The sequence below is a fragment of the Comamonas trifloxystrobinivorans genome, assembly GCF_043359985.1.
Classification (GTDB): domain Bacteria; phylum Pseudomonadota; class Gammaproteobacteria; order Burkholderiales; family Burkholderiaceae_C; genus Comamonas; species Comamonas trifloxystrobinivorans.
The window spans coordinates 285,777-307,584 of record NZ_JBHZGV010000004.1; the positions used below are offsets into that span (position 1 = coordinate 285,777).

Sequence of the window (21,808 nt, forward strand, 5' to 3'; positions counted from 1 at the left end):
CGCTTGTCCTCAGAGCTTGTACTCGGGCTTCACACGATCGAGCATGCGCAGCAGCGGTGGCCAGTGCTTGTCCTTGGAAGGACGCCCCGGGCGGTCGAACTGCGCTGCCACGCGTGCTGCCACGGCGTCGCTGCTTTCAATGAGTTCCTCGCCGCTGGATTGCGCGGCGATCTGGATCTGGCATGCGCGCTCCAGGTAATACATCTGGTCGAACGCGTCGGCCACGCTGTCACCGCACACCAGCAGACCGTGGTTGCGCAGAATCATCACGTTCAGCGCGCCCATGTTCTGCAGGATGGTGTCGCGCTCGTCCATGTCGAGCACCACACCCTCATAGTCGTGGTACGCGATCTTTTTGTGAAAGCGCATGGCGTGCTGTGAGAGCATGCGCAGGCCGCGCTTCTGCGCCGACACTGCGATGCCCGCCTGCGTGTGCGTGTGCATCACGCAGAACGCATCGTGGCGATGCTCGTGGATGGCGCCGTGGATGATGAATCCTGCAAGGTTGATGCCAAGGCCTGTGATGTCGCTCAGCACGTTGCCCGCGAGATCCACCTTCACTAGATTCGATGCAGTGACTTCATCGAATGTGAGGCCGTAGGCGTTGAGCAGAAAGTGTCCATTCTCACCCGGCACGCGCGCGGAGATGTGCGTGTAGATGTGGTCCGTCATGCGGTGCAGCGCAGCCAGTTGGTAGGCGGCGGCGAGGTCCTGGCGGACCTGCCATTCGGCGTCGGTCATGATGTGTTCTTTGGCGTTCATGAGGCTGCGATGGTGTCTTCGTGTGGATTTGTCCAGAACTGCGATACAGCGCTGCACTCAGCGTGCCCTTGTCGCAGAGCAGCTACGGCTGTTTGCGCGCAGCGTGACGGATCGAGGATGTTTCTGCCGATGGCTTCAATGCTGGCCGCATCGGGCGCGATCAAATGCACCTGAGCGCCGCTTTTCTGCAGCGTCTGCAGCTCGCTGCGCAGGTGGCCGCTGACGGGATTGCCGTCGCTGTAGCCTTGCGGGCTGATCACCAGCACGCGCTTCGCGCCCACGGCCAGATCGGCGTTGGTCATGGAGCGAAGACCGCCGTCGATGAAGTGCTCGCCCAGCAAAGGAACGGGCGGCCATACACCTGGCACGGCGCAGCTTGCAGCCACAGCATCGATCAGCGAGACACCGCTTTGTCGATCCCAGACCTGCGTGCTGCCATCGACTGCATTCACGCTGACGATGCGAAGCTGCGGTTGTGGCCAATCGGCGTTCTTCAAGCGCGCTGCAATGATGGCGCGACGCGCTTCGGGCGACGGCGTGTTCTGGCGCAGCGCCCACGCTCCAATGCGTTGCCGCGCTTGCGTCAGATCGCCGCGCACCTTGGCGAACAGCACCTGATTCTTGGCGTCCACATCGGACTGCGAGTAGGGTTGGAACACCTCTTTCGCCGCTGCGGTGCCGTCAATCTGTTCTTCAAACAGTTCATCGATCGCAAAGCCGCACGCAAGCTTGGCGGCGACAACGGAGCCTGCAGATGCGCCTATCCACAGATCGGTCGCATCCACGTTGGCACCTTCGCGCACGAGTCCCGCAATCAGTCCGATGCACCACGCAATGCCCAGCACGCCGCCGCAGCCGATGACGACCGCGCGCTCCGGTTGCATGTCGGTTGGCGCGCGCATTCAGATCACTCCCCGTTGCGCGAGCGCCTGCAGTTGATCGGCGTTGATGCCCAGCACCTGTCCATAGTACTCGGCGTTGTGCTGACCAAGGTCGGGTGCGGGCTCGATGGGCTTGTGCTCGACATGCGAGAAGCGCGGAAACACGCCTGCCATCTTCACCGGTCCGATGCGCGGATGATCGACTGCGACGATGCTGCCGCGTTCCGCGTAGTGCGGGTCTTTCATGATGTCATCGATGCTGTAGATGAACGAATACGCGAGCTTGGCGTCGTCGAGCTTGGCGCACAGTTCATTGACCGGCGTGGTGGCGATCCACTCGCCGAGGATGCGGTTGAGTTCATCCACATGTTCCCAGCGCGAGCTGTGCGTGGCGTTGCGCGGATCGGCCAGCAGATCGGTGCGATCCATCGCGCGGCACAGGCGCTGAAAGCCCGCATCTGCAGACACGGTAAGTATCAGATAACGCCCGTCGTTGGTCTGGAAATGCTCGCCCGGGGCCGCCGCGAAATGCTTGTTGCCGCGCCGCTCGCGCACGACGCCAAGGCGGTCGTATTCGGGCACCAGCACTTCGGTGAAGCGGATGATCGATTCGTACATCGACAGATCGATCTCCTGGCCTTCAGCGCCGGTCTTGTCGCGGTGGTGAATGGCGGCCATCAAAGAAAACGCACCCATCAGCGCGGTCTGGTAGTCCGCTGTGGACGTGCCGCTGCGCACGGGCGGGCGATCGGGATAGCCGGTGATGCCCATGAGCCCACCAAACGCCAACCCGATGCGGTCATAACCCGCGCGCTCGCGGTACGGCCCCGATTGCCCGAAACCCGAGATGCGCAGCATGATGAGTTTGGGGTTGTGCTTCTTCAGTTCGTCAAAGCCCAGGTTCCATTTTTCAAGCGTGCCGGGACGGAAGTTCTCGACGATGGCGTCGGCATGTTTGACCATCTCGCAGAGCATGGCCTGACCTTCGGGATCGCGCAGGTTGAGCGTGACGGATTTCTTGTTGCGCGCCTCCACGTGCCAGTACAGACATTCGCCGTCCACGAACGGACCGATGTCGCGCACGGTGTCGCCGCGCTCCGGCACTTCCACCTTGATGACTTCCGCGCCGAAATCAGCAAACAAGGTGCAGGCGACAGGGCCTGCGATCATCGTGCCGATGTCGAGAATGCGCAGGCCGCTGAGCAGGTGCTTTTGCTGTGGTTGCTGCTGTTGTGCACTCATGCGGTGACCTCTGCGTTGTAATCCGAGCCGGTGCGAGTCTGCTTCATGGCGGCAGGCTTGAGTTGGTAATGCGCGAGATCGGTTGCGCGCAGCCACGACCAGTAGTCGTCGTTGCGGAACGGTGTGGTGGCGACCACGCGGCCCTTGGTGGTGCGGTACCAGTTGCTCATGCCTTGGTGCGTCCAGATCATGCGATCGTGCGCGGCTTGAATGCGCTGGTTGTATTCGTCGTGCACTTCGCGTTTGACTTCCAGATCGAAAGCGCCGTTGCACTCGCTGAGCGCTTTCTTCATCAAGCCCATCACATAACGCACCTGTGCTTCCAGCAATGCGACCACGCTGCCGCCGTGGCCGAGCGCTGTGTTGGGGCCGGCGAATGCGAAGAAGTTGGGAAAGCCCGGCATGGCAACGCCGTAGAAGGCCTGCGCGCCGTTCTCGGCCCATGCTTCGCGGATCGATTGACCACCGCGGCCCTGCAGGTTGAATGAGCTGAGCATGTTCACCGCATCAAAGCCGGTGGCGATGATGATGATGTCCACCTCATGCTCCACGCCCTTGTCGGTGACGATGCCGCGCTCGGTGATGCAGCGGATGCCGCCGGTCACCAGCGTCACATCATCACGCGCCACGGTGCGGAACCAGCCGTTGTCCATCAGCATGCGTTTGCCGAAGGGGGGGTAGTCGGGAAGCACGTCGTTCAGCAGATCCTGGCGCGTGCCGAGTTGCTCAACGATGTAGTCGGTGAAGTGGATGCGTTGGCGCTCGTTGTACTTGTTAATGGAGCGCTCGGGGTGCGGCCACTCGGGGTCTTTCTGCAGGCTGTGGTGGATGCGGTCGTTGAAAATCCAGCTCAGGCGCTGGCGGTACCACTCCTGATAGAACGGTACTTCGCGCAGTAGAAAACGCACGCTGTCTGGTACCTGCTTCTTGAACTTGGCGAACGGTGCAGCCCATTGCTTGGAGCGCTGGAAGATGGTGAGATGCTCCACGCGATCGACGATGGCGGGCACCACCTGCATGGCTGACGCGCCATTGCCAATGACGGCCACGCGCTTTCCCGTCACATCCAGATCAGCGGGCCAGCGCGCGGTGTGAACGCAGGGGCCTTTGAATGTGGAGAGTCCTTCGATGTCCGGCATCTTGGGCACGTTGAGTAGGCCGACGGCGCTGAGCAGCAGGTTGGCGTGCAGCATCTCCTTGTTGTTGCCGCCGCCTGGTTCGATTTCCACATTCCAGAGCGAGCGCTGTTCGTCAAAGCGTGCCGACAGCACACGTGTGTTGAAGCGGATGAATTCACGGATGCCGAAGTCGGTCGCCACTTGCTCGAAGTAGCGCTGGATTTCATCCTGCAGCGCGAAGTAGCGCGTCCAGTCGTGCTTTGCGAACGAGAACGAATAGATATGGTTGGGCGTATCCACGCCGCAGCCGGGATAACGGTTTTCGTGCCAGGTGCCGCCCACTTCATCGTTTTTTTCGATCACGATGAATGGAATGCCCGACTGCTTCAAACGAATGGCCGAGCAGATGCCCGCTACGCCCGCGCCAATCACCACCACCTGAAAGCCCGCAGGCACGTTGAACTGGTCTTTCTGATCTAGTGCGAATTCGGGATCCAACCCTAGGCCTGCCGCAGCCATGTCGCTGTAGCTGCTGGGAAACGCTTCGCCGATGCTGATGCTGAGCATGTCCTGCACAAGTTGCGCGCTGGCTGGTTGAAGTTTTGGTGCATGGCCTTGTTTCCAAGCGAGCAGTGCTGTGTGCGCAGCGTCACGTACTTCTTGCTGGATTGCGGGATCGAGCCCCCCTGTGTCGTGGTCGTCAATACCGCGCACCTTGGTGCATTGGTAGCGCGGCGACAGCCATTCGTTGCTGGCGGTGAGGTGCACCAGCACCATCAGCAGTGTGGGGATGTTGGCATCGGCGAGCGCAGTCTTCAGCGTGCTGGACCACGAGACGTTGGATTGTGTTTTGGCGGCGAGATCAGTCATTGTCTTGAGGCGGTAGAGAAAAGGTGATCAGAAGGTGCGAAGAAAGCAGGGAAACCTCAGCGGCGGATGCCGGTTTCGGCAATCTGCTTTTTCCAGCGGTTGCGCTCGGAGTCGAGAAACTGCACGTATTGCGTGCGTGTGATCGGCGTGGGTTCAGCGCCTTGGTCGAGCATGCGTTTCTGCACTTCGGGCTCGGTGATCGCGCGGCTGGTAGCTTGCGTAAGCTTCTGCACCACGGCGTCCGGCGTGCCCTTGGGGACGAAGAAGCCCAGCCAGACGGGGATTTCGTGCCCGGCAAAGCCCGCTTCGGCAATCGTCGGCACATCGGGTTCGAGCTTGGAGCGTTGCTTGTTGAGCAGTGCCAACATGCGCACCTTGCCGCTCTTCATGAGCGGGCCGGCCACGGTGAGCGACATCACGGCGAGATCGACACGACCTGCCAGAAGATCGGGCACGATCTGGCTTTCGCCTTGATACGGAACATGGTTGAGCCTGAGCCCGTTGGAGAGCGCAAAATATTCCATGCCCACGTGCAGCGGCCCACCCACGCCTGTGGTGGTGTAGGAGAGTTGGCCGGGCGCGGTCCTCGCTTGGCTCACGTAATCCTTCACCGAACGCACGGGGCTTTCGGCGCGCACGATCAGGCCGTAGTCGTTGTTGGAGACCTGCGCGATCGGCTCCAGGTCTTTCTCGGGTGAGTAGGGCAGCTTGGCGTCCAGTTCTGGAATCACCAGAATCGGGCCGACGCCGCCCACCAGAATCGTGTAGCCGTCGGCGGCCGATTTGCTGACTGCCGCAGCGCCGATCGCGCCTGCCGCACCGGTGCGGTTTTCGACGATGACAGGCTGTCCGAGCGACTGTGCCATCGCGTTACCGATTACCCGAGCCGTGACGTCGGTGGAGCCGCCAGCGGCGAATGGAACAACCAGGCGTAGTGGCTTGTCTGGAAACTCGCCAGCCCATGTGCTGCTTCCCCAAATGGTGATGGCCATCAGGCAAGATTTTTGAGCTGTCCGGCGAAGCTTTTCAATCCATCGTTGGCGACTTTGCATTCCAGTTGTCTCCGTTGCTTTTTGATACCGGTCAAATTCTCAAGTTCTTTAACTAATAAATCCAACGAAACTTACTGATGTTTTTTGATAAAAGATATTGATGTATAAAGACGTCCATGAGTCGTCCGAACCTGACGCACGCCGAGACGCTTTGCTGGATTGCCAAGCTGGGAACCTTCAGAGCCGCTGCTGAGCGCATGTACACCACGCAGCCTGCGATATCTGCTCGAATGAGGGAGTTGGAGGTGTCGCTGGGCTACGCTCTTTTTGAAAAGCGAGGGCGAAGAATGGAGCTGACTTTGCAGGCGCGTCAGTTCGTGGATCGGGTTGAGCCGTTGTTGCGCAGTGTTGAAGATGCGTTTAATGACGCGGACGCTTCGGCGAACCCTGCAGGCACGGTGCGCCTGGGACTAGGCGAAGTGTCCATGACTTGGTTGGGCCAATTGATGCCAGCGCTACGCAAAGCATTGCCGCGCGTGACTTATGACGTGGAGCTGGATCTAGGCATCAAATTGCAAGAGCAATTAATTGCTGGCACCTTGGATGTGGCGATTGTGGCGAACAGTCGGCGCAATGCGGAGTTGATCTACACGCCGCTTGGTAGTGTGCCGATGATTTGGATATGTGCGGCACACTTGCTTTTTACCCAGGATGGACGCAATCGCACGCTGGATGACCTGTTGCGCAACGAGACTCTATGGTGCGTTTCAAAGCCCTCAGATTTTTTTGCGCCAGCCTATAGCGTCTTGCGTAGCGCTGGCGCAGATATGTCCAAGTTGTGTACTTGTAATAAGCTGATGGGCTTGATTCAAATTGTCGCTTCTGGCGGTGGAATTGCATTGCTACCAAAGGTGATGGTGCTTGATCAGCTCAAAGCGGGTCGGATGGCGATGCTCCCTGGCAACCTTCCCCCGCAGACATTGGAATTTGAGGTGGCGGTACATCGTCACCAGTCGCAACACGCAGTTGCACGTTTAGTCGCAGAACTTGTGCAACTGTCGAGAACATGCCCGATTGGTAGCTGACGGTAGTTGTCGACTTCATTTTTCTTCTGACGCTTTAGTGCGTATGCCGTTTCGGGGGCGGCCAGCAGCTGGCGCTGCAGCCGGGTGCAGCATGGCGGCAAACTCGCGGGCGGCGGCGCTGCGTGAGGCTTGTTTGCGCCACAGAATGCCTGCGCGGCGCGTGCTGCTGGGGGCGGTGAGCAAGATGGCGCGCATGTCGTCGCCGGTGCTTTGGGCGGCGCGCTCGGCGGCGATGGTGGCCAAGGCGCCGTCTTTGCAGGCCAGCAGCAGGGCGTCGACCGATTCCATCTCTACCGGCACCAGGGGCTTGGTGCGGGCCTGGGCAAAGGCCTCGTCGATGAGGCGGCGCGTGGCAAAGCTGGCGGGCAACAAGGCCAGTGGCACGCCGGCCAGCGCGTCCATGCGCAAGGTGCGGCGCTGGGCCAGAGCGTGGCTGTGGTGCACCACCAGGTGCAGGCGCTCGTCAAACAAAGGCTCTACTTCGATCTCTTCGCGTGTGGCGGGGTGGAAGGCTATGCCCATGTCCAGCTGGCCGGCGATCAGCTGGTCTTCGATCTGGCCGCTGCGCAGATCGCGCACTACCACGCGCACACCCGGGTAGGCGCGGTTGAAGGCGGCCACCACATCGGGCACGAGCTGGGTGAGAAAGGTGGGAATGACGCCGATGGTGAGCGTGCCCGCTTGCAGGCCGGCCATGTCTGTCAGCGCCATGCGCCCGGCCTCCAGCTCTTGCAAAGCGCGGGCGGCATAGGCGCGAAAGGCCAGCCCGGCTTGCGAGAGTTTGAGCCCGCGCCCGATGCGGTCGAACAACGGGCTGCCCAGCTCGCTCTCCAGCTGGCGCAAGCCGTGGGAGAGCGTGGATTGGGTGATGCACAGTGCCTCGGCCGACTGGGTGAGGTGCTCGGTCTCGGCCACGCTCAAGAAGTAACGAATCTGCCGGAGTTCCATGGGGAGAGGTGGGTGGACAGGGGGATTAGGGTAATCCCTGGGTTGAGCAATTCATCGATGTTATCGAATGAAATGTGCAATATATACCATTGGATTTTAGGTATCCAGGCGGGCTATGGTGTAGCGCAAACGCGCTGCAAGCGGTGGTGGGTGGAAGCCTCCGTGGGTCAGCGCGCATCCCTTTTCTCTGGAGACAAAACATGCAAAACAAGCGTCGCACGCTTTCCTGGATTTCGGCCTTGGCTCTGGTGGCCGGCACGGGCGTGCTGCCTTCGTTGGCCAGCGCCCAGCAGGGCGCTGATTGGCCGAACAAGCCGATCAAATGGGTGGTGCCTTTCCCGCCAGGCGGCGCCATGGACGTGATTGCCCGCACGCTGGGCGACAAGGCGGCGCGTGAGCTGGGCCAGCCTTTTGTGATTGAGAACCGCCCAGGCGCGGGCGGCAATATCGGTGCGGATTACGTGGCCAAGCAGCCGGCCGACGGGTACACCATCATGATCACCTCCATCGGCATGGCCACCAACAAGGCCTTGTACGCCAAGCTGAGCTACGACCCGGTGAAGGATTTTGCGCCCATCAGCCTGTTGGCGGTGGTGCCGAACGTGCTGGTGGTGAATGCCGAGAAGAGCGCCGACAAATCGGTCAAAGACGTGATCGCCCATGCCAAGAAGCAGCCGGGCAAGCTCACCTACGCATCGGCCGGCAACGGCACTTCGATCCATCTGGCGGGTGAAGTGTTTGCCTCGATGGCGGGCGTGGACATTTTGCATGTGCCCTACAAGGGCAGCGGCCCGGCGATTACCGACATGCTCGGCGGCCAGGTGGACCTGATGTTTGACAGCATCACCTCGGCGCGCCCGCACATCCAATCGGGCAAGCTGCGTGCGCTGGGGCTGACCACAGCCAAGCGCTCGTCCGCCTTGCCTGATGTGCCCACCATCGCCGAAGCCGGCGTGCCCGGCTACGAAGTTTCGCCTTGGTTCGCCACCTTTGCGCCTGCCGGTACGCCGCCCGAAGTGGTCGCTCGGCTCAACAAGGTGCTCAATGGCCTGATGAAGGACCCGGAGACGCTCAAGAAGCTCGAATCGGTGGGGGCCGAGCCTATCGGCAGCACCCCGCAAGAGCTGGCCACGCACCTGAACAAGGAGCTGGACCGTTGGGGCAAGCTGATCAAGGAGCGCAATATTCGCCTGGATTGAGGGCCAAGGCCCGCGCGGCCTGTGATTGCCGCGTTGAGGCATGAGCGCCACGGCCTGCGCAAGCGCTCCCCACTGGCTTACCATCGCAGCATATTTGCCGCCAGGAGCGCTGTGTGAACCTGCCTTCCACTCCCTTGCCCGATGCCACTGCCGAGGCTGCTCAGCATGCCCGGTTCGATGCCGCTTCGGGTGCCATGTCCGATCGTCTCAACTGGCTGCGCGCAGCCGTATTGGGCGCCAACGATGGGGTGGTGTCCACCGCTGGCTTGGTTTTGGGCGTGGCCGGCGCCAACCCCTCGTTTACGGCTTTGCTGACGGCCGGGATTGCCGGTCTGGTGTCGGGCGCTTTGTCGATGGCGGCGGGCGAGTATGTCTCGGTCAGCACCCAGCGCGATACCGAAAAAGCCGCAGTGCGCTTGGAAAAGCAAGAGTTGCAGCAACTGCCGCAGGCCGAACTGCGTGAGCTGGCCATGCTGCTGCGGCAAAAAGGCATGAGCGCCGAGACCGCGCTGCAGGCGGCGCGCGAGATGACGGCGCACGATGCGCTGAGCGCGCATACCGAGATGGAGCTGGGCATCAAGCCTGGCCAATACACCAACCCTTGGCAAGCTGCTGGCGCCTCGGCGCTGTCTTTTGCGGTGGGCGCCTTGGTGCCGTTGCTGGCGGTTTTGCTGGCGCCGCAGGCGTGGATCGTGCCTGTCACTGCTTGTGCCGTGCTGATTGCTCTGTTGGTAACCGGCGTCAGCTCCGCCCATTTGGGCGGTGCGCCCAAGGCGCGTGCAGCGCTGCGCAATGTAGCCGGTGGCGTGCTTGCCATGGCCGTCACTTATGGCATTGGCAAGCTGGTAGGCACGCAGCTCTAACCCTGGCGCTGCGAAAAGCCCGCAGAGCGTTTAAAATCGGCGGCTTCGCCCCAAGGAGCGCTGCAGCTGGCCGTTTGAAGCTACGTTTTCGTAGCATCGGCCCGTCAGGCTTGGGGCCCGCTGCTGGCCCCGGCCACAGCGCTTGCACAACGGCGCTCACCTGTTTTCGATTCTGTTGCTGGTTTTCTTCACAGGTGAGTTTGATGTCTGCTGCTACCCCTTCCACTGCGATTTCCCCCATGCGCCTGTCGGGCCTGGAGCCCGTCTTCATTGGCGAGGACACGCTGTTCGTCAACGTGGGCGAGCGCACCAACGTCACCGGCTCCAAGGCTTTTGCGCGCCTGATCCTGAACGAGCAGTACGAAGAGGCTCTCGCCGTGGCCCGCCAGCAGGTGGAAAACGGCGCGCAGGTGATCGACGTGAACATGGACGAGGCCATGCTGGACAGCAAGGCCGCCATGGTGCGCTTTCTGAACCTGATCGCTTCCGAGCCCGACATTGCCAAGGTGCCGGTGATGGTGGACAGCTCCAAGTGGGAGGTGATCGAAGCCGGCCTGCGTTGCCTGCAGGGCAAGGGCATCGTCAATTCCATCTCTATGAAGGAAGGCGTTGAGGAGTTCAAGAAGCACGCCAAACTAGTCAAGCGCTACGGCGCAGCGGCCGTGGTGATGGCTTTTGACGAGAAGGGCCAGGCCGACACGTTTGCCCGCAAGACCGAGATTTGCGAGCGCGCTTACCGCATCCTGGTCGATGAAGTTGGCTTCCCGCCCGAGGACATCATCTTCGACCCGAACATCTTCGCGGTGGCCACCGGCATTGAAGAGCACAACAACTACGGCGTGGATTTCATCGAAGCCACGCGCTGGATCAAGCAGAACCTGCCAGGCGCCAAGGTGTCGGGCGGCGTTTCGAACGTGTCGTTCTCGTTCCGTGGCAATGACCCGGTGCGTGAGGCGATTCACACCGTGTTCCTGTACCACGCCATCAAGGCCGGTATGGACATGGGCATTGTCAACGCCGGCATGATCGGCGTGTACGACGACTTGGAGCCCACGTTGCGCGAGCGCGTGGAAGACGTGGTGCTGAACCGCCGCCCCGACGCGGCCGAGCGCCTGCTGGAGATTGCCGACCAGGCCAAGGGCGCGGCCAAGGACGACAGCAAAAAGCTGGAATGGCGCGGCACGGCCGAGAACCCCAAGACCGTGGGCGAGCGCCTGTCGCACGCGCTGGTGCATGGCATCACCGACTTCATCGTCGAAGACACGGAAGAGGCCTACCAGGAGATCGTGGTCAAGAACGGCGGCCGTCCGCTGCACGTGATCGAAGGCCCGCTGATGGACGGCATGAACGTGGTTGGCGACCTGTTTGGCGCGGGCAAAATGTTCCTGCCCCAGGTGGTGAAATCCGCCCGCGTGATGAAGCAGGCCGTGGCCCACCTGGTGCCTTACATCGAAGAAGAAAAGCGCCAGCAAGAAGCGGCGGGCATGGACGTTTCCAGCAAGGGCAAGATCGTCATTGCCACCGTCAAAGGCGACGTGCACGACATCGGCAAGAACATCGTCACCGTGGTGCTTCAGTGCAATAACTTCGAAGTCATCAACATGGGCGTGATGGTGCCCTGCCACGAGATTCTGGCGCGCGCCAAGGCCGAAGGGGCGGACATCATCGGCCTGTCCGGCCTGATCACGCCCAGCTTGGAAGAGATGCAGTACGTGGCCGGCGAGATGGAGAAGGACGAGTACTTCCGCATCAAGAAGATCCCGCTGCTGATTGGTGGCGCCACTTGCTCGCGCGTGCACACGGCTGTGAAGATTGCGCCCAAGTACGAAGGCCCGGTTGTTTACGTGCCCGATGCTTCGCGCTCCGTCAGCGTGGCGCAAAGCCTGCTGGGCGACAACAAGGACGCTTATGTGGCCGAGGTGACGGCCGATTACAACAAGGCCCGCACCCAGCACGCCAACCGCAAGACCACGCCGTTGTGGCCGTTGGACAAAGCCCGCGCCAACGCCACGGTGGTGGATTTTGCGCAGCACAAACCAGTGGTGCCACGTGCGCTGGGCCGCAAGGTATTCAAGAACTTTGACCTGGCCGAGATTGCGCAATACATCGACTGGGGCCCGTTCTTCCAGACCTGGGATCTGGCTGGCCCGTACCCCGCAATTTTGGACGACGAAATCGTGGGCGAGCAGGCACGCAAGGTGTTTGAAGACGCCAAGGCCATGCTCAAAAAGATCATCGAAGGCCGCTGGTTGCAAGCCAATGGCGTGATGGGCCTGTTCCCTGCCAACCGTGTGGGCGACGACATCGTTTTTTACACCGATGAATCGCGCACGCAAGTGCTGAGCACCTGGTACGGCATGCGCCAGCAAACCGAAAAGCAGGAAATTGAAGGTGCGATGCGTCCGAGCCGCTGCCTGGCTGATTTTGTGGCAACCAAGGACAGTGGCATTGCCGACTACGCCGGCATGTTTGCCGTCACCGCCGGCATTGGCGCCGAGAAGAAGGACAAGGAATTTGAAGCCGCGCTCGACGACTACAGCGGCATCATGTTCAAGGCCTTGGCCGACCGCTTGGCCGAAGCCTTTGCCGAATGCCTGCACGAGCGCGTACGCAAGGACCTGTGGGGTTACGCGGCTGACGAACAGCTGAGCAACCAGCAACTGATCAAGGAAGAATACAAAGGCATTCGCCCCGCGCCCGGCTACCCCGCCTGCCCCGACCACACGGCCAAGGCCGATCTGTTCAAGGTGCTGGCAGCCGACGAGATCGGCATGCACCTGACCGAAAGCCTGGCCATGTTCCCGGCGTCGAGCGTCAGCGGCTTCTACCTGGGCCACCCTGATGCGGTGTACTTCAACGTCGGTCAGATCGGTGAAGACCAGCTCAAGGACATGGCCGAGCGCCGTGGCATCGATCTGGAAGAGATGCGCCGCGCGCTGGCGCCGAATTTGGGCTAATCAGCTCTTGATAACCGGATAGCAAGCGTCGCCCCACAAGCTGTCGGCGCTCTCCAGCATGATGGCGATCAGCACGGGCACCAGCTTGCCCATCAGGTTCACGCAGTCCTGCAGCTGGACGCGGTTGACGCTGCCGTTCCAGGTGGCGCCGCCGTGCACCAGCTGGTTGCGCAGCGTGTAGATGCGTTGCAGTACCAAACCCAGCAGCTCGGGCGTATTGCCCCGGGCCAGCGAGATGGTGGCGGATTTCTTGCCGCTGGCCAGGCGCTCTTTCCACTGGTTTTCGGTGATATTGCCGCGCTGGTATTCCCAGAACGATTCAAAGACATAGGGGTTGTCGAGCAGCACGCGGATCGGGCCGCTGAACTCTTTCCACACCAGGGCGTCGAGCCTTTTGCTGCGGTCGAGCTGGTGCAGCTTGTGCAAAAAGCTGCGAAAGCTCTCCTGCTCCGACAGGCGCACATTGTGCGGAATCTCTTGCGCATAGGCCGCATTGAAGGCAATCCACAAAAACACAAAGCGGCCATCGGTGTCTTCGCATTGCTCGGCCCGGTTGAGCCAGCTGAGGGCGCGGTGGATGCGCAGGTTCAATGCCTCTGGCATGCCGTCGCGCGTATTTCGGTGTTGGTCTTTGAGTGCCTGGTATTGCTGCACGCCCGCTCCTTTGCGTTGTTTTGTAACTATTGTGGCATGGGCTGCAGGGCTGGCCAGCACGCAAAAGTGCGGGTTTCTCCGCTGTGCAATCGCGCTGGGCGCAGCCATGAAAAAAGGACGCCGAAGCGTCCTTTGCGGTGCAGCCATTTGGCGTTGGCGCGCTGCGGGCTTATTGCTTTTTCAGCTCTTCAATATACGCATCACGCGCCTTCACGCCGGTGGGGGTGAAGTCGGTGAAAACGCCGTCGATACCCAGGCGGTAGTAGGCCAGGAACTCTTGCACCGGGTCGCCCTTGAAGATGCCGGCCAGGCGCCCGGCTTCGTTGCGGAAGGTGAAGCTGTGCACCACCAGGCCGGCCTTGTGCGCGTTGGCGATCAGGCCGGTGTCCTTCAAGGTGTTCACATCTTTCAGGCCCGCGCCGGTTTTGTAGGGCACTACCGAGTGGGCCAGCACCTGGGGTTTCCAGGGACCGATGCCGTCGGCATAGGTTTTGATCTCGGCCAGGCCGGCCGGGGTTTGCATCACAGCAAAGGTGCGGGCGTCGCCGGCGAGCGTCCAGCTGTAGGGGCGGCCGCTGATGAAGGTCCACTCGTCGCTGGTGATGTAGCCGACCGAGCCGTCTTGGAAGTTGTAGTCGTTGCCGTCGATCAGCTGCACGCCCTTGGCTTTCATGCCGGCTTTGCGCAGGTACTTGAGGCTGGCCGGGTCAAAGCTCTGGATGTAGATGGCCGAGTCTTTGCTGTTGAGCTTGTTCTTCTCCAGCAGCGCCATCACCGCGTCTTCAAACGGGTTGCTGCCTTTGCCGCAACCGTTGGCAATGGCCTGCTGGTTGTTCCAGTACGGGTTCTTGGTTTCGGCGTAGACGGGGATGCTGCGGCCCAAAGCTTTGCCTTTGGCCGCGGCAATGTCGATCACCTCTTGCGCGCTGATCAGCGGCAGCTTGCCGTTCCATTCAGTAGGGCGGTCGGCGCGGTTGTCCAGCGTGGTGCCGCCAATCCAGGTGCGCAGCTCCTGCATCGTGAAGTCGGTAATGGACCAGTCGTTGGTATGGTCCTCGCCGTCCACCACCAGCGGCTTGAGCACGGATTTCTGGTTGCTCGGGTCGATCAGGTCGCTCAGATACTGCGTAGGGCCATTGGCGGCAATGGCGGGGTATTTCACGTTGACCAGCACGCCCTTGGTGGTGCGCTTGCGGGCGGCTACCTCGGCGTTGGCCTTGGCCACATCGGCGATATTGGTGCTGTCGCTGAGCCAAGCATTGTGGCGCGCCACCAGCTGGCAGTCGCGTGTCAGGTGCATGTCCAACTCGATCATGTCGGCACCGGCATCGATCGCTTTCTCGTAAGCCATCTTGGTTTGCTCGGGGTACAGGCCCGAGTAACCGCGGTGTGCGATCACCTGGGGCTGCTTGCCGTCGAGCGTGAGAAATTTCACATCGTCGTCATCGCCCCCGCCGCAGGCGCTCAGCAATGTGGCGCCCAGCAGGGCGGTGCCCAGCGCAGTCAAACGAAACTTGGTAGTCGGTGTTGTCATAAGTATCCGCCAAGGGTTGAGGAAAAAGTGTGGATGGATGCTGCGGTCCCGGTATGACTGTGGTGTGACAGCGCAGCGGGCCGTGCCGGGCTTGCAACAGCTGCGCTCACGGGCCAATGCCAGGCTTGAGAGATCGCAGTTTTCTGGCAAAGCCGGTGGAGATGCCCAGCAGCGCCGAGTTGCCATCAGCAAACTGAAAACGTGCGCGGTGCGATTTGCCGAAGGCCGAGCCCGCGGCATACATGGCCGCAAAGCCCAACAGAAAGCCCAGCGAGAAGCCCCGGCGGGCCACGGCAAAGAGCACGATGTCGAGCAGCAAAAAGATGAGAAAAGCCGCGACAAAGGTGCCAAACGGGTTGCGCAGCACATGGTCGGTAAAACCATTGGGCTCCCACTGCACCGATTGCAGCTCTTGCAGCGTGTAGGTTTTTGTGGCCTCGCCCGTGGGTGCGAGGCTGAAGTTGTGCTGCTCGTTGAACACGGCGGTGCCGATTTTTCGGCGCTGCCAGGTACTGCTTTTCAGGATGTTCATCTTGACCGCCACATCGCACCCCACGCTTGCATGGACACGAGCAGCAGCGTAGGCGAAGTGGCCCGCTTCGCCCAGCAATTTCGATGTTGCAGCGCGGCATTTGTGCATGCCGCTCTCTGGTGAGTGCCTTAGCTGCTGCGGCTCATAAACCACACCACGGCCAGCGCCAGCGCTGCGGGCACGGCAAAGTTCAGCAGCAGAATCGGCAGCTCTTGCGCCACCGTGTAGCCGGCTTTGCTCACGCCTATCCACATGTTGACGAGCGTGATCGCCAGCCACAGCGGAATAAAGAGCTTGGCCGCTGCTGCCATGCTGGCTGCATCTGCGCCCCAGAGCTTGCCCAGCAGCACGCATACGGCAAGCTGCAGAACACCGGTAACCATCACCAGCAGCATATGCATGGCGTCTCCTTGTGGTTGGCGCAAGCCTGCCGGTAGGCAGGCGCTGCGCTTATTGTGGATTCACTACAGATTTCCGGGAAAGACAAACGCTTGATGGGCTGGTATTTAAACAGCATCACTTAGCAGCGATGCGGGCACTGGAATCACTCGCTCCAATGGCGAGATGAATCCGTAGGCTAGGCGTCTGGCGGGGCCGGCCATCCGGGTGCAGGCAGTACATCTGTACGGCAAGCCCCAGCAACAACGCATACGGGTTCATATCGCCACCTCAAAACGAAGACTTTCCGCGCAAGCACTGCAGCCAGGTTCGCCACCACACTTGCCCTCCCGGAAATCCTTGATCAAGCTTATTTTGTCGTGTAGCCGCCGTTGATCAAGATGGTTTGCCCGGTGATCCACCAGCCATCGCTCACCAGGTGGCGCACAAAGGGCACCACGTCTTCAATATCGGTCAGCCCGGTTTTGCTGCTTGGCGACAGGGCGGCGGCGCTCTTGTGGTAAGCCTGCGCTTCGGCGCTTTCCTGGCCGTAGAAGAAGGGCGTGTCCATGGGGCCGGGGCCGACGGCGGTGACCGAGATGCCGCGGGCGCCAAACTCTTTGGCCGCTGCGCGGGTGTAGTGTTCCACAGGGGCTTTGGTGCCGGCGTACGAGGCGTAGAACGGCGTGAAAGCGCCCAGCAGCGAGGTCACCAGCGTGCAGATCTTGCCGCCGTCGTTCAGGTGCAGGCCAGCTTCCTTCAAAAAGAAAAACGCTGCCTTGTTGTTGACCGCATCCATCTCGTCAAACTCAGCCTCGCTGATTTCGGCCATGGGCTTTTTCAGCACCTTGCCGACGGTGTTGATGGCGATATCGGGGCGGCCCACGGCGGCAATGGTGTCGGCGAACAGTTTTTCCACTGCGGCGGCGGTGCTCAGATCGCCTTGCAAAGCCACGGCCTGGGCGCCCAGCTTTTGCACGGCGGCCACCGTCTGCTCAGCATCGGCTTTGCTGGCTGCACTGTTGTAGTGAATGGCGATGGCTTTAGCGCCATGGCGAGCGAAATCGGTGGCGATCAGGCCGCCCAGGTTCTTGGCGCCGCCGGCGATCAAAACGGTTTTGCCTTGCAGGCTGTGAGGGGAAGACATGCACAAACTCCTGTGGATAAGCAGAGGCTTGCAGCGTAATTGGTTGCTATTCAAAGATAAATATAGAATTTATTCCATGTTTATTCAGAATTTACTAACAATGTTTGCCCAGTTTGTGCCATGGACCGCATCGACCTGCTGAAGATCTTTTTGCGCGTAGCTGCCACTGGCAGCTTTTCGCAAGCAGCCGACCAACTGGCCATGCCACGGCCCACGGTGTCGTTGGCCGTGCAGCAGCTGGAAGCGCGTCTGGGCACGCGCTTGCTGCACCGAACCACGCGCAAAGTGGCGCTGACACTGGACGGCCAGGCTCTGGTAGAGCGCGCTGGCAGCCTGGTCGACGAGATGCAAGATTTGGAGCAGCGCTTTCGCCCCAGCGGCCAGTCGGTGGCCGGGCGGCTGCGCGTGGATGTACCTAGCCGCGTGGCGCGTTTGTTGCTGGCGCCGGCTTTGCCCGCCTGGCTGGCGCAGCACCCAGGCCTGGAGTTGGACTTGGGCTCCAGCGACCGCGCTGTTGATTTGGTGCTGGAGCATGTGGATTGCGCACTGCGCGTAGGCCCGCTGGCCGACAGCAGCCTGGTGGCCAAACCGCTGGGCGCCATGCATTTGATCAACTGCGCCAGCCCGGCTTACCTGGCGCGTTACGGCACGCCGCAAACCCCGGCAGATTTGCCGCAACACCAGGCGGTGCACTACAACTCGCCCAGCACCGGCCGCGCTGCGCCCTGGGAGTGGTTGGAGGCGGGCCAACTGCACAGTCTGGCCATGCCGGGCGCGGTGGGTGCCAACCATGTGGAGAGCTATATCGCCTGCGCGTTGGCCGGCCTGGGGCTGATTCAGATTCCGCGCTACGACGTGCAAGCGCATTTGCAGGCGGGCGAGCTGGTCGAGGTGCTGCCGGCGTTTGTGCCGCCCGCCATGCCGGTGCATGTGATCTACCTGCACCGCACGCATTTGTCGCGCCGCGTGCGCGTGTTCATCGATTGGGTGGAGCTGCTGCTGGCGCAGGCCGGCGCTATTGAGCCGGCATAGAGCCGAAGATCAGTTGGTGCTGACGCAGTTCAGCGCGCGCCGGCCTTGCTGAGCATGGCCACCATGGCGCTGTAGCCGCGCTGCTTGGCGTGGGCGAGCGGGCTCACGCCGTCTTTGTCGGCCAGGTTGACATCGGCCTTGGCGTCTATCAGCAACTGCACGATCTGCTGGTGGCACGGTCCGCCGTCGCTCAAGATGATGGCTTCGAGCAGCGCCGTCCAGCCCAGGCGGTTGACGTGGTTCACATCGACACCGGCCCCGATCAGCGTGCGCACGGTCTCGACATGGCCGCGCTCGGCAGCCGGGATCAGCGCCGTGCCGCCGTAGCGGTTGGTGCTGCGCAAGTCGGCACCGTGGGCCAGCGTCATCAGCAGAATCTGCTGGTGGCCGCGTGCGCCGGCGTACAGGTAAGGGCTGTCCTGAATATCGTCTTTGGCGTTGACGTTGGCGCCGGCATCGATCAGCGCTTTGGCCGCTTCGGTGTGGTTGCCGTGTGTGGCCACCAGCAAAGCGGTGCGGCCCTGGGCATCGCGTGCGTCCAGGGCTTTGCCGTCTTGGAGCAGTTGGCGGATGCTGGCGCTGTCATTGGCGGCAGCGGCTTGGTGCAAGGCAGAAGTGGTCATGGTTTGGGCCCAGGCAGGCGCCAGCGGCAAACCCAAGGCAGCGGCCAGCAAGAAGGAAGTGAAACGGCGCATAAGGTCGGCTCCCGGGTTGGTTTTTTTATCCACAAGCAGGCAGGGTTGCCTAGGGTTGCGCTGGGCTTGTGGGTAAGCATGCTGTTTATCCACAATGGCAATGCAGCACCAATAACGCGGCAACAGCATGCCAGAATCGGTGGATAAGCGGGCGCGGTGCCCGCCTGTCCACCATTTAGCGCTATCCATTCCAGAGTATGAAGGCTGCTGAGAGTTACATTGCCATTCTGGCAGCCCTGTGTTTGCTGTGTGTAAGCGCCATGCGCTTTGTCTGCGGGCGCTCGCAGCGGCCATTGCAGCCTGAAAAGGCCTCGCCTGTTCCAACCGCCCACCGGCCCTTATGCACAGGCTGGCAGAGTCGTCGCAAAAAGCAAAGCGGCAATGTGGCCTTGCTGGTGCTGGCATTTATCGTTATCGCGCTGCTCAGCGTTTTCCTGCTGTGGTTTTGGCTGCCTTTGCTGATTGCAGCGCTGGCAGGGTTTGTGGTGTTCTTGGTGCTGGTGCAGCCCGTGCGCATAGGCTGGGTTTTTGAGGGCCGTCGTGCGCGCCAGGACCCTGCGCGTCTGATAGAAAACGGCCGCTTGCGCACGCCAATCTGGATGCCGTTTTACGCCATGCTGGCAGCGCTGTCTGCTGCCGCAGCCGGCTGGTTGACGCTGTTTGTTCTGCCCGACAGCCTGCACCCCGAACAGATGATGCCAATGGGCACCGGCTTGGCTGGCGCAGTGGTCGTGCTGGTGCTGGTTTGGCTGTTGGGCCAGTTGGTAACCGGCTTCAGCTTGCTGCGCCAGGGCCAGGATTGGAACGCCAGCCGCATGTCGCCGATCTGGTGGATTTGGGGTGCGGTTGCTTTTGTGCCCGCCATGCTGGCGATTGCTCTGCTGGCGCCCAACCAGGCCGGGCTCAAGGCTTGGGGCGTGCAATTGCGCGGTTACGACAGCATGCCGGTGCACATTACCCTGGCGCCAGCCAGCAGCGCCGAAGAGGCCAGCGCTCGCAATGCCGCTTTGCTGCAATTGGTAGAACCCTTGCTGGTGCAGGGCAGCCGCCGCATCACCGCCAGCATGCACAGCCGCCATGGCACTACCTCGTGGACGGCGGCTGTGCCTGCGCGTTACCGCTTGCAGGGCGATACGCTGGACATTCGCCTCGCCGGCCGGCTCAACTCCAGCGCCATGGAGGTGTATGCGCAAGTCTTGCAAAGCCTGGGCGAAGGCGATGCTGCCGCCGTGCGTTGGCTGGCGGCGGTGCAATGCCTGCCCAAGCCCAGCGCCATGGCGGCATTGAGCCTTTCGCACCGGCGCGAGCAATTGGCGCAAAAACAGGCTTGCGAGCAACAGCGCAGGCCGCTGCTCAACGCTCTGGCGCCGCGCTTGCAAGGGCAAATTCAGCAGGTGGAAGTGTGGCCGGTAGAGTACTTCCGCCCTTGGCCGTGGCAGCGCGAATGGCAGGCGGTGGCGCTGCCCGAAGGTGATGCTTTGGAAGCGCTGTCGATGCTGGCGCAGTAGTGGCGCCGTGCCGCTTTACAGCGGCAGATCTGCCCACTCGCCGGGCTGCAAACCTTCCAGCGAATAAGGCCCGATGGCCATGCGCACCAGGCGCAAAGTGGGGTGGCCGACGGCGGCCGTCATGCGCCGTACCTGGCGGTTTTTGCCTTCGCGGATGACCAGCTCGATCCAGCAATCGGGGATGGACTGGCGCACGCGGATCGGCGGGTTGCGCGGCCACATCTCGGGTTGCGGCTCCAGCAGGCGGGCCTGTGCGGGCAGGGTTTTGCCGTCGTTAAGCAGCACGCCATCGCGCAGCTGCTGCAGCGCGGCCTCGCTGGGCACGCCTTCCACCTGCACCCAATAAGTCTTAGCCATTTTGTGGCGCGGGTCGGCGATGCGAGCCTGCAGCTGACCGTCGTTGGTGAGCAGCAGCAGGCCTTCGCTGTCGGCGTCCAGACGGCCGGCCACGTACACGCCGGGTACGTCGATCCAGTCTTTCAGCCCCGTCCAGCGCCCTTCGGGCGTGAACTGGCTGAGCACGCCGTAGGGCTTGTGAAAGCGCAGCAGGCGCGCAGGCGCGGTGGGCGCCTGCGGCTCGGGGCGGCGCGGGCGGTAGGGTGAAACGGAGCTGGAGCGGGAGCGCATGCGCGCATTATGAGATCAGATAGCCCCCGTCGACAGGCAGCACCACGCCGGTGACGTAGCTCGCCAGGGGTGATGCCAGAAAGGCGATCGGCCCGGCAATCTCGGCTGGTTCGCCGTAGCGCTTGAGCGGAATGCGGCGCAGCATGTAGGCCACGTGCTGCGGGTCCTGGCGGGTTTTTTCGGTCATCGCAGTGAGCATGACGCCGGGCGCCACTGCGTTGACGCGAATGCCCTGCGGCGCCAGCTCCAAGGCCATCACCTTGGTGAGCATTTCCACCGCCGCTTTCGAGGTGGAATACGCAATGGACTGCGCAGCCGCACGCGACGCGGCGATGGAGCCCACATTCACCACCGAGCCTTGTGTGGCCGCCAGCAGGTTTTGAAAAGCGTGGATGGTATTGCGCGTACCGCCCAGGTTGATGTCCAGCGTGCGCTGCCATTGCTCGTCGCGGTCGGCGCTGTCGAAGGCATGCTTGGGGCGCACGCCAGCGTTGTTCACCAGCAAGAGTTTGCGGCCGGGCTGCATGGCGGCGGCCACTTGGGCGGCTACCTGCGCGCAGGCCTGCGCATCAGACACATCCAGCGGCAGTGCTGGCGCATTGCCGATCAGCGCGGCGGTCTCAGCGGCTGCTGCGGCGTTCACATCGCTCACCAGCACCTGCGCGCCCATGGCGTGCAGGCCCAGTGCCACGGCGCGGCCAATGCCTTGGCCGGCGCCGGTGATGAAGACGCTGTGCTCGCGCAGCAAGTCGGCGGGCAGTGCTTGTTCGCTTGTCATCATCGG

20 protein-coding genes and 1 riboswitch are annotated in these 21,808 nt (G+C 61.9%); of the genes, 6 read left to right on the forward strand and 14 right to left on the reverse strand.

Annotated elements, in window-relative coordinates:
• Positions 1–9: 9 nt before the first annotated feature.
• Genes ACFIQF_RS06155 through ACFIQF_RS06175 form a run of 5 tightly spaced genes read right to left on the reverse strand, consistent with a single transcriptional unit; the run spans position 10 to position 5,865 of the window.
• Entirely contained in the window at positions 10–762 is a 753-nt protein-coding gene (locus tag ACFIQF_RS06155) for a class II aldolase/adducin family protein (protein ID WP_393941105.1), read from the reverse strand.
• On the reverse strand, positions 759–1,664 hold the full coding sequence (locus tag ACFIQF_RS06160) for a patatin-like phospholipase family protein (protein ID WP_393941107.1): 906 nt from the start codon (positions 1,662–1,664) through the stop codon (positions 759–761). Before ACFIQF_RS06160 ends, ACFIQF_RS06155 begins: the two co-directional genes overlap by 4 nt.
• Positions 1,665–2,885 (reverse strand): CaiB/BaiF CoA transferase family protein, encoded by a 1,221-nt coding sequence (locus ACFIQF_RS06165; protein ID WP_393941109.1) that lies wholly within the window; start codon positions 2,883–2,885, stop codon positions 1,665–1,667. It abuts the gene before it with no gap.
• Positions 2,882–4,873, reverse strand: coding sequence for a flavin-containing monooxygenase (locus ACFIQF_RS06170; RefSeq protein ID WP_393941110.1), 1,992 nt, complete (start codon positions 4,871–4,873; stop codon positions 2,882–2,884). The genes ACFIQF_RS06165 and ACFIQF_RS06170 overlap by 4 nt, the downstream gene beginning before the upstream one ends.
• 56 nt (positions 4,874–4,929) lie before the next feature.
• The gene (locus ACFIQF_RS06175; RefSeq protein WP_393941111.1) at positions 4,930–5,865 is read right to left on the reverse strand and encodes a Bug family tripartite tricarboxylate transporter substrate binding protein; all 936 of its coding nucleotides are present in this window, start codon (positions 5,863–5,865) and stop codon (positions 4,930–4,932) included.
• A gap of 176 nt (positions 5,866–6,041) precedes the next feature.
• Here ACFIQF_RS06175 and ACFIQF_RS06180 point away from each other — a divergent pair, with 176 nt between their 5' ends.
• The gene (locus ACFIQF_RS06180) at positions 6,042–6,950 is read left to right on the forward strand and encodes a LysR family transcriptional regulator (protein ID WP_393941113.1); all 909 of its coding nucleotides are present in this window, start codon (positions 6,042–6,044) and stop codon (positions 6,948–6,950) included.
• 15 nt (positions 6,951–6,965) lie between these two features.
• Here ACFIQF_RS06180 and cynR read toward each other — a convergent pair whose 3' ends face one another.
• Positions 6,966–7,898, reverse strand: coding sequence for a transcriptional regulator CynR (gene cynR / locus ACFIQF_RS06185; protein WP_393941114.1), 933 nt, complete (start codon positions 7,896–7,898; stop codon positions 6,966–6,968).
• A gap of 200 nt (positions 7,899–8,098) precedes the next feature.
• Between cynR and ACFIQF_RS06190 the strand changes: the two genes are divergently transcribed.
• The 3 genes from ACFIQF_RS06190 (at position 8,099) to metH (ending at position 12,917) form a co-directional block, all read left to right on the forward strand.
• Positions 8,099–9,097 (forward strand): Bug family tripartite tricarboxylate transporter substrate binding protein, encoded by a 999-nt coding sequence (locus ACFIQF_RS06190; protein ID WP_393941116.1) that lies wholly within the window; start codon positions 8,099–8,101, stop codon positions 9,095–9,097.
• A gap of 194 nt (positions 9,098–9,291) precedes the next feature.
• On the forward strand, positions 9,292–9,960 hold the full coding sequence (locus ACFIQF_RS06195) for a VIT1/CCC1 transporter family protein (RefSeq protein ID WP_393941202.1): 669 nt from the start codon (positions 9,292–9,294) through the stop codon (positions 9,958–9,960).
• A 46-nt stretch (positions 9,961–10,006) separates the two neighbouring features.
• A riboswitch (S-adenosyl-L-homocysteine riboswitch) is annotated at positions 10,007–10,125 on the forward strand.
• A gap of 38 nt (positions 10,126–10,163) precedes the next feature.
• On the forward strand, positions 10,164–12,917 hold the full coding sequence (metH, locus tag ACFIQF_RS06200; protein WP_393941117.1) for a methionine synthase: 2,754 nt from the start codon (positions 10,164–10,166) through the stop codon (positions 12,915–12,917).
• On the opposite strand, the gene ACFIQF_RS06205 is transcribed toward metH, so the two are convergent.
• The 5 genes from ACFIQF_RS06205 to ACFIQF_RS06225 form a co-directional block, all read right to left on the reverse strand.
• Positions 12,918–13,571 (reverse strand): hypothetical protein, encoded by a 654-nt coding sequence (locus tag ACFIQF_RS06205; RefSeq protein ID WP_393941119.1) that lies wholly within the window; start codon positions 13,569–13,571, stop codon positions 12,918–12,920.
• A gap of 169 nt (positions 13,572–13,740) precedes the next feature.
• Positions 13,741–15,105, reverse strand: a complete 1,365-nt coding sequence (locus ACFIQF_RS06210) for a glycerophosphodiester phosphodiesterase family protein (protein ID WP_393941120.1) — start codon at positions 15,103–15,105, stop codon at positions 13,741–13,743.
• 106 nt (positions 15,106–15,211) lie between these two features.
• The gene (locus ACFIQF_RS06215; RefSeq protein ID WP_393941122.1) at positions 15,212–15,637 is read right to left on the reverse strand and encodes a hypothetical protein; all 426 of its coding nucleotides are present in this window, start codon (positions 15,635–15,637) and stop codon (positions 15,212–15,214) included.
• A 128-nt stretch (positions 15,638–15,765) separates the two neighbouring features.
• The gene (locus ACFIQF_RS06220) at positions 15,766–16,038 is read right to left on the reverse strand and encodes a hypothetical protein (RefSeq protein WP_393941123.1); all 273 of its coding nucleotides are present in this window, start codon (positions 16,036–16,038) and stop codon (positions 15,766–15,768) included.
• 347 nt (positions 16,039–16,385) lie between these two features.
• The gene (locus ACFIQF_RS06225; protein WP_393941125.1) at positions 16,386–17,162 is read right to left on the reverse strand and encodes an SDR family oxidoreductase; all 777 of its coding nucleotides are present in this window, start codon (positions 17,160–17,162) and stop codon (positions 16,386–16,388) included.
• A gap of 120 nt (positions 17,163–17,282) precedes the next feature.
• Between ACFIQF_RS06225 and ACFIQF_RS06230 the strand changes: the two genes are divergently transcribed.
• The gene (locus tag ACFIQF_RS06230; protein ID WP_393941126.1) at positions 17,283–18,194 is read left to right on the forward strand and encodes a LysR family transcriptional regulator; all 912 of its coding nucleotides are present in this window, start codon (positions 17,283–17,285) and stop codon (positions 18,192–18,194) included.
• Between the two features lie 29 nt (positions 18,195–18,223).
• Here ACFIQF_RS06230 and ACFIQF_RS06235 read toward each other — a convergent pair whose 3' ends face one another.
• Complete coding sequence (locus ACFIQF_RS06235) at positions 18,224–18,889, reverse strand: ankyrin repeat domain-containing protein (protein WP_393941128.1); 666 nt, start codon at positions 18,887–18,889, stop codon at positions 18,224–18,226.
• 383 nt (positions 18,890–19,272) lie between these two features.
• Here ACFIQF_RS06235 and ACFIQF_RS06240 point away from each other — a divergent pair, with 383 nt between their 5' ends.
• The gene (locus ACFIQF_RS06240) at positions 19,273–20,397 is read left to right on the forward strand and encodes a hypothetical protein (protein WP_393941130.1); all 1,125 of its coding nucleotides are present in this window, start codon (positions 19,273–19,275) and stop codon (positions 20,395–20,397) included.
• Positions 20,398–20,412: 15 nt separating this feature from the next.
• Here ACFIQF_RS06240 and ACFIQF_RS06245 read toward each other — a convergent pair whose 3' ends face one another.
• Together ACFIQF_RS06245 and ACFIQF_RS06250 are read right to left on the reverse strand one after the other, a co-directional pair.
• The gene (locus tag ACFIQF_RS06245; RefSeq protein WP_393941132.1) at positions 20,413–21,024 is read right to left on the reverse strand and encodes a pseudouridine synthase; all 612 of its coding nucleotides are present in this window, start codon (positions 21,022–21,024) and stop codon (positions 20,413–20,415) included.
• 7 nt (positions 21,025–21,031) lie between these two features.
• Entirely contained in the window at positions 21,032–21,802 is a 771-nt protein-coding gene (locus tag ACFIQF_RS06250) for an SDR family NAD(P)-dependent oxidoreductase (protein WP_393941135.1), read from the reverse strand.
• Positions 21,803–21,808 lie beyond the last annotated feature (6 nt).

Bases quoted from the DNA above. Each gene is read 5' to 3' on its own strand.
- ACFIQF_RS06165 (WP_393941109.1), bottom strand. From the start codon at position 2,885: ATGAGTGCACAACAGCAGCAACCACAGCAAAAGCACCTGCTCAGCGGC.
- ACFIQF_RS06180 (WP_393941113.1), top strand. From the start codon at position 6,042: ATGAGTCGTCCGAACCTGACGCACGCCGAGACGCTTTGCTGGATTGCC.
- ACFIQF_RS06175 (WP_393941111.1), bottom strand. From the start codon at position 5,865: ATGGCCATCACCATTTGGGGAAGCAGCACATGGGCTGGCGAGTTTCCA.
- ACFIQF_RS06220 (WP_393941123.1), bottom strand. From the start codon at position 16,038: ATGCATATGCTGCTGGTGATGGTTACCGGTGTTCTGCAGCTTGCCGTA.
- ACFIQF_RS06155 (WP_393941105.1), bottom strand. From the start codon at position 762: ATGAACGCCAAAGAACACATCATGACCGACGCCGAATGGCAGGTCCGC.
- ACFIQF_RS06190 (WP_393941116.1), top strand. From the start codon at position 8,099: ATGCAAAACAAGCGTCGCACGCTTTCCTGGATTTCGGCCTTGGCTCTG.
- ACFIQF_RS06170 (WP_393941110.1), bottom strand. From the start codon at position 4,873: ATGACTGATCTCGCCGCCAAAACACAATCCAACGTCTCGTGGTCCAGC.
- ACFIQF_RS06230 (WP_393941126.1), top strand. From the start codon at position 17,283: ATGGACCGCATCGACCTGCTGAAGATCTTTTTGCGCGTAGCTGCCACT.
- ACFIQF_RS06160 (WP_393941107.1), bottom strand. From the start codon at position 1,664: ATGCGCGCGCCAACCGACATGCAACCGGAGCGCGCGGTCGTCATCGGC.
- ACFIQF_RS06225 (WP_393941125.1), bottom strand. From the start codon at position 17,162: ATGTCTTCCCCTCACAGCCTGCAAGGCAAAACCGTTTTGATCGCCGGC.
- ACFIQF_RS06215 (WP_393941122.1), bottom strand. From the start codon at position 15,637: ATGAACATCCTGAAAAGCAGTACCTGGCAGCGCCGAAAAATCGGCACC.
- ACFIQF_RS06195 (WP_393941202.1), top strand. From the start codon at position 9,292: ATGTCCGATCGTCTCAACTGGCTGCGCGCAGCCGTATTGGGCGCCAAC.
- ACFIQF_RS06235 (WP_393941128.1), bottom strand. From the start codon at position 18,889: ATGCGCCGTTTCACTTCCTTCTTGCTGGCCGCTGCCTTGGGTTTGCCG.
- metH (WP_393941117.1), top strand. From the start codon at position 10,164: ATGTCTGCTGCTACCCCTTCCACTGCGATTTCCCCCATGCGCCTGTCG.
- cynR (WP_393941114.1), bottom strand. From the start codon at position 7,898: ATGGAACTCCGGCAGATTCGTTACTTCTTGAGCGTGGCCGAGACCGAG.
- ACFIQF_RS06210 (WP_393941120.1), bottom strand. From the start codon at position 15,105: ATGACAACACCGACTACCAAGTTTCGTTTGACTGCGCTGGGCACCGCC.
- ACFIQF_RS06245 (WP_393941132.1), bottom strand. From the start codon at position 21,024: ATGCGCTCCCGCTCCAGCTCCGTTTCACCCTACCGCCCGCGCCGCCCC.
- ACFIQF_RS06250 (WP_393941135.1), bottom strand. From the start codon at position 21,802: ATGACAAGCGAACAAGCACTGCCCGCCGACTTGCTGCGCGAGCACAGC.